The 5,952-nt window shown below is 73.4% G+C and carries 3 protein-coding genes; all 3 read left to right on the plus strand.

The features are described 5' to 3' along the window. On the plus strand, positions 1 to 1,126 hold a 1,126-nt coding region (locus ACX9GQ_RS24895; RefSeq protein WP_459632298.1), incomplete at its 5' end, for a DinB/UmuC family translesion DNA polymerase. A gap of 283 nt (positions 1,127 to 1,409) precedes the next feature. Next, positions 1,410 to 4,688, plus strand: coding sequence for an error-prone DNA polymerase (locus ACX9GQ_RS24900; RefSeq protein WP_459632299.1), 3,279 nt, complete (start codon positions 1,410 to 1,412; stop codon positions 4,686 to 4,688). A gap of 304 nt (positions 4,689 to 4,992) precedes the next feature. Beyond that, positions 4,993 to 5,853 (plus strand): formyltetrahydrofolate deformylase, encoded by an 861-nt coding sequence (gene purU, locus ACX9GQ_RS24905; protein WP_459632300.1) that lies wholly within the window; start codon positions 4,993 to 4,995, stop codon positions 5,851 to 5,853. Positions 5,854 to 5,952 lie beyond the last annotated feature (99 nt).

Raw genomic sequence — 5,952 nt, forward strand, 5'->3', positions numbered from 1 at the left:
CATGGCGCGCTTCGCGCCGGACGCCGGCCGCGGCCTCATCGTGCCGCCGGGCGGCGAGGCGGCGGCGGTGTCGCCGCTGCCGGTGGCCGCGCTCGCCATCGACCCGGCCATCGCCGCCGCGCTCGGGCGGCTCGGCCTGAAGACCGTCGGCGACCTCGCGGAGCGGGCGCGCGGCCCGCTCGCCGCCCGCTTCGGCACGGCCCTGATCGACCGTCTCGACCGGGCGCTGGGGCGCGCCGAGGAGCCGATCGCGCCGCGCCGGCCGCTGCCCGCCTGCACGGCCGAGCGGCGCTTCGCCGAACCCATCGGCCATGCCGACGACCTCCACCGCTCGATCCTGGCGCTTGCCGGCGACCTCGCGGGCATCCTGCAGCGGCGCGGCGAGGGGGCGCGGCGGCTCGAGCTGGTGTTCTTCCGGGCCGACGGGGCGGTACGCCGCCTGCCGGTGGCCACCGGCCGCCCGGTGCGAGACCCCGCCACCGTGCTGCGCCTCTACCGCGAGGTGCTCGACTCGTTGGCCGATCCCGTCGACCCCGGCTTCGGCTTCGACGTCATGCGGCTCGGCGCCCTCGCGGTGGAGCGCATGGACGCCGTGCAGACGGGCCTCGACGCCGCCGGGGACGACGAGGAGGCGCTGGCCGACCTCGCCGACCGGCTGGCCGCCCGCTTCGGGCGCCGGCGCGTGCTGGCGCTGTCGCCACAGGAGTCGCACGTGCCCGAGCGCGCCTGCCTGGCGGAGCCGGTGCAGGGCCTCGCCCGGCCGGCCGCGCAGGGGCGCGACGCAGGACCGGGCCCCGGCTGGGCGGACTGGACGATCGCCGGCGAGCCGCCGTCCCGCCCCATCCGCCTCGTCGATCCGCCGGAGCGGATCGAGGCCGTCGCCGAGGTGCCGGACGGGCCGCCCGTCCGTTTCCGCTGGCGGCGCGTCGTCCACGCCGTCCACCGCGCCGAGGGCCCGGAGCGCATCGCGCCCGAATGGTGGCGCGCCACGGGCGACGCGCCGCCGACCCGCGACTACTTCCGCGTCGAGGACGAGGCCGGCCGCCGCTTCTGGCTCTTCCGCGAAGGCCTGTGGAGCCGCGAGACCACGGCTCCGCGCTGGTTCCTGCACGGACTGTTCGCATGAGCAAGGCGATGCGTACCGACCCGGCACCCCCCACCCCCAGCCCCTCCCCACGGGGGGGAGGGGAGGCGGAGAGGCGGCGGCCCGAGGAGCGGGTGGAGACGCAGGGGCCGGCTGGATCGGACAGGCGTCCACATGTCGATGAGTGCTCCACGACCGATCTCCCTCATTTTCCGCCGGACACCCGCGATCTCTCCACTCCCCCTCCCCCTCGTGGGGAGGAGCCAGGGGTGGGGGGCGCCGGGGGCGAACGAGATGCCCGGCGGCGACGCGCGGGCGTGCGGCCATGACCGCCTTCGCCGAGTTCGGGGTCACGACGAACTTCACCTTCCTCACCGGGGCCTCGCACCCGGAGGAGATGGTGGCGCAGGCGGCGCGGCTGGGGCTTGCGGGCATCGGCGTCGCCGACACCAACACGCTGGCCGGGGTGGTGCGCGCGCACGTGGCGATGCGCGAGACCGAGGCGGGGAAGGACGGGCTCAGGCTCGCCGTGGGGGCGCGGCTCGCCTTCGCCGACGGCACGCCCGACATCCTCGCCTACCCGACCGACCGCGCCGGGTGGGGCCGGCTGTCGCGGCTGATCACGCTGGGCAAGCGGCGAGCGGAGAAGGGCGGCTGCATCCTCGCTTTGCCGGACCTGCTGGCGGCGCTGGAGGGGCATCCCGGCGGGCTCAACCTCGCCGTGGTGCCGCCGCGCCGGCTCGCCCCGGCGCAGGCGGCGCGCCTCGCCGACGCGCTCGCCGTGGTGGCGCGGGCGGCGCCGGGGTCGACATGGCTCCTCGCCACCATGCCCCATGCCGGGGCCGACCGCCGGCGGCTCGCCACGCTCGCCGGCCTCGCCGCCGCCGCGGGCGTGCCGGCGATGGCGTCCAACGACGCGCTCTACCATGGGCCCGAGCGGCGCCCCCTGCAGGACGTGCTCGCCTGCATCCGCGAGCACGTCACCATCGAGACGGCCGGGCGGCGGCTGGAGGCCCACGCCGAGCGCCACCTCAAGGACGGCGACGAGATGGCGCGGCTGTTCCGCCACCTGCCGGGGGCGGTCGCGGAGACGCTGCGGTTCCTGGAGCGCTGCCGCTTCTCGCTGGACGAGCTGCGCTACGAGTACCCGGACGAGCCGGTGCCGCCCGGCGTGTCGCCGCAGCAGCACCTCGTCGAACTCACCTGGGAAGGCGCCGCGCGGCGCTATCCCGGCGGCGTGCCGGCGCGCGTGCGCGACACGCTGGAGAAGGAGCTGGCGCTCATCGGACAGCTCGGCTACGCGCCCTATTTCCTCACCGTCAACGACATCGTCGCCCATGCGCGCGGCCTCGGCATCCTGTGCCAGGGGCGCGGCTCGGCGGCGAACTCGGCGGTGTGCTACTGCCTCGGCGTCACCGCCGTCGATCCCACCGAGATCGACCTCCTGTTCGAGCGCTTCGTCTCGGCCGAGCGGCGCGAGCCGCCCGACATCGACGTCGACTTCGAGCACGAGCGGCGCGAGGAGGTGATCCAGTGGATCTACCAGCGCTACGGCCGCGAGCGGGCCGGGCTAGCCGCCACCGTCATCAGCTACCGCGCCCGCAGCGCCATCCGCGACGTCGGCAAGGCGCTCGGCCTCACCGAGGACGTCACCGCGGCGCTCGCCAACACCGTGTGGGGCAGCTGGGGCAAGGGGCTCGACGAGACGCAGGTGCGCCAGGCCGGGCTCGACCCCGGCAACCCGATGATCGGCCGCGCCGTCGACCTCGCCATGCAGGTCATCGGCTTCCCGCGCCACCTGTCGCAGCACGTGGGCGGCTTCGTGCTGACGCGCGGCCGGCTCGACGAGACGGTGCCCATCGGCAACGCCGCGATGCCCGACCGCACCTTCATCGAGTGGGACAAGGACGACATCGACGCGCTCGGCATCATGAAGGTCGACGTGCTGGCGCTGGGCATGCTCACCTGCATCCGCAAGGCCTTCGACCTCATGCGCGGGCACGGCGTCGCCGACCTCGAGCTCGCCACCGTCCCGCGCGAGGACCCCGCCGTCTACGCCATGCTGCAGAGGGCGGACTCGCTCGGCGTGTTCCAGGTGGAGAGCCGGGCGCAGATGAACATGCTGCCGCGCCTCAAGCCCGAGCGCTTCTACGACCTCGTCATCGAGGTCGCCATCGTGCGCCCGGGCCCGATCCAGGGCGACATGGTGCATCCCTATCTCCGCCGCCGGCAGAACAAGGAGCGGGTCGTGTTCCCCCGCCCCTCGCCGGAGCACGGGCCGCCGGACGAGCTGGAGCGGGTGCTGGGCAAGACGCTCGGCGTGCCGCTGTTCCAGGAGCAGGCGATGCGCATCGCCATCGAGGCGGCGAAGTTCACGCCCGACGAGGCCAACAAGCTGCGCCGCGCCATGGCGACGTTCCGGCGTGTCGGCACCATCCACCTGTTCCAGCAGAAGATGGTGGAGGGCATGGTGCGGCGCGGCTACGACGCGGACTTCGCGGCGCGCTGCTTCCAGCAGATCGAGGGCTTCGGCGAGTACGGCTTCCCGGAGAGCCACGCGGCCTCCTTCGCGCTGCTCGTCTATGCCTCCTCCTGGCTCAAGTGCCACCACCCGGCCGCCTTCGCGGCGGCGCTGCTCAACAGCCAGCCGATGGGCTTCTACGCACCGGCGCAGATCGTGCGCGACGCCGTGCAGCACGGCGTCGAGGCGCGGCCGCCCGACGTCAACGCCAGCGCCTTCGACAACACGCTGGAGGAGCGGGAGGACGGCACGCTCGCGCTGCGGCTCGGCTTGCGCCAGATCGACGGCTTCCGCGAGGAGTGGGCGGAGCGCCTCGTGGCGCGGCGCGACGGCTTCTACGCCACGGTGGAGAGCCTGCAGCGGCGCGGCGGACTGCCGAAGGCGGCGCTCGTCAGGCTCGCCGAGGCGGACGCCATGCGCTCCATGGGGCTCGACCGGCGCGAGGCCGCCTGGGCGGTGCGCCGCCTGCCGGACGCCGTGGCGCTGCCGCTCTTCGAGGCGGCCGGCGCGGCGGAGCTCGCCGAGGAGCCGCTGGTCACCCTGCCGGCCATGCCGATGCCCGAGCACGTCGTCGCCGACTACCAGACGCTGCGCCTGTCCCTGAAGAGCCACCCCGTCGGCTTCCTGCGCCCCCTGCTGGCGCACGAGGGCATCGTCGACTGCACGACGGTGCAGGCCCAGGGCGACGGGCGGCGCGTCAAGGCCTGCGGCGTGGTGCTGGTGCGTCAGCAGCCGGGCAGCGCCAAGGGCGTCGTGTTCATGACCATCGAGGACGAGACCGGCATCGCCAACTGCGTCGTCTGGCCGACGCTGCGCGAGCGCTTCCGCCGCGAGGTCATGGGCGCCCGCCTCATCGAGGTGCAGGGCCGCATCCAGCGCAGCCGGGAAGGCATCGTCCACCTCGTCGCCGAGCGCCTCGTCGACCGCACCGCCGACCTCTCCCGCCTGTCGCGCGAGGACATGCCCGTCCCCCTCGCCAACGCCGACGAGGTCCGCCGCCCCATCCCCGAGAACCGCGCCGCCGGCGGCCACCGCCACCCGCGCAACGTGCGCGTGCTGCCGAAGAGCCGGGATTTCCATTGATGCCCCCTCCCGCAGCACCATCTCCGGATCCCCTTCCCGGCCGGCAATGCCGGCCGCCGGGAGTGACGGCGGGACAGATGAGGCATTGGCGACCCGACGCTGCGTGACCCCACGGTGTCATCCCCGGCGCGCCGCAGGCGCGGGAAGGGGATCTGGACATCCTCGCCGACGCTCCACGGCCCTCGGCACTTCGCAAACGCGCATGCGGATGCCGCACTGCGGTATCCAGGCAGGGGCATTCTGGGCTAGAGCGAGGAGGAAGGTGTCTCTGCGACGCCGCCCGACCATCCAGACGGATCCTGCGATGCCCGACGTCTTCGTGCTCAAGCTCGCCTGCCCCAACCGCCCCGGCATCGTGGCGGCCGTGTCGACCTTCCTGTTCGAGGCCGGCTGCAACATCCTCGACGCCCAGCAGTTCGATGACACCGAGACCAACCGCTTCTTCATGCGGGTGGTCTTCAACCCGGTGAACGCGACGGCCGAAGCGGCGGCGCTGCGGACGGGGTTCGCGCCCATCGCCGACCGGTTCGGCATGGACTGGTCGCTGCGCGACCGGGCCGAAAGGCGCAAGGTGATGCTGCTCGCCTCGAAGTTCGACCACTGCCTCGTCGACCTGCTCTACCGCCGCCGCATCGGCGAGCTGGCGATGGACGTCACCGCCGTCGTCTCCAACCACCCGCGCGAGGTCTACGGCACGACCGATTTCGACGACATCCCCTTCCACCACCTGCCGGTGACGAAGCAGACCAAGCTGGAGCAGGAAACCCAGCTCTGGGAACTGGTGAAGGCGACCGGCACCGAGGTCGTCGTGCTCGCCCGCTACATGCAGGTGCTGTCGGACGGCCTCGCCGCGAAGCTCACCGGGCGGTGCATCAACATCCACCACTCGTTCCTGCCGGGCTTCAAGGGCGCCAAGCCGTACCACCAGGCGCACGACCGCGGCGTGAAGCTGATCGGCGCCACGGCGCACTACGTCACGTCGGACCTCGACGAGGGCCCGATCATCGAGCAGGACGTCGAGCGCATCAGCCACCGCGACACGCCCGACGATCTCGTGCGCAAGGGCCGCGACATCGAGCGGCGCGTGCTGGCCCGCGCGCTGGCCGACCACCTCGACGACCGCGTCATCCTCAACGGCCACCGCACGGTGGTGTTCTCCGGCTGAGGGCGAAGGGCGGGCCGGCGCCCTAGGGTCTGTACTCAATAAGGTCTAGCGGCGCGGTGGCGATGCTGATTCAAGGCTTCTGGAAAGGAGCCTTGTCAT

The organism is Alsobacter sp. R-9 (assembly GCF_054612375.1).

Coding starts and splice junctions, on each gene's coding strand:
- purU (WP_459632300.1), top strand. CDS start 4,993: ATGCCCGACGTCTTCGTGCTCAAGCTCGCCTGCCCCAACCGCCCCGGC.
- ACX9GQ_RS24900 (WP_459632299.1), top strand. CDS start 1,410: ATGACCGCCTTCGCCGAGTTCGGGGTCACGACGAACTTCACCTTCCTC.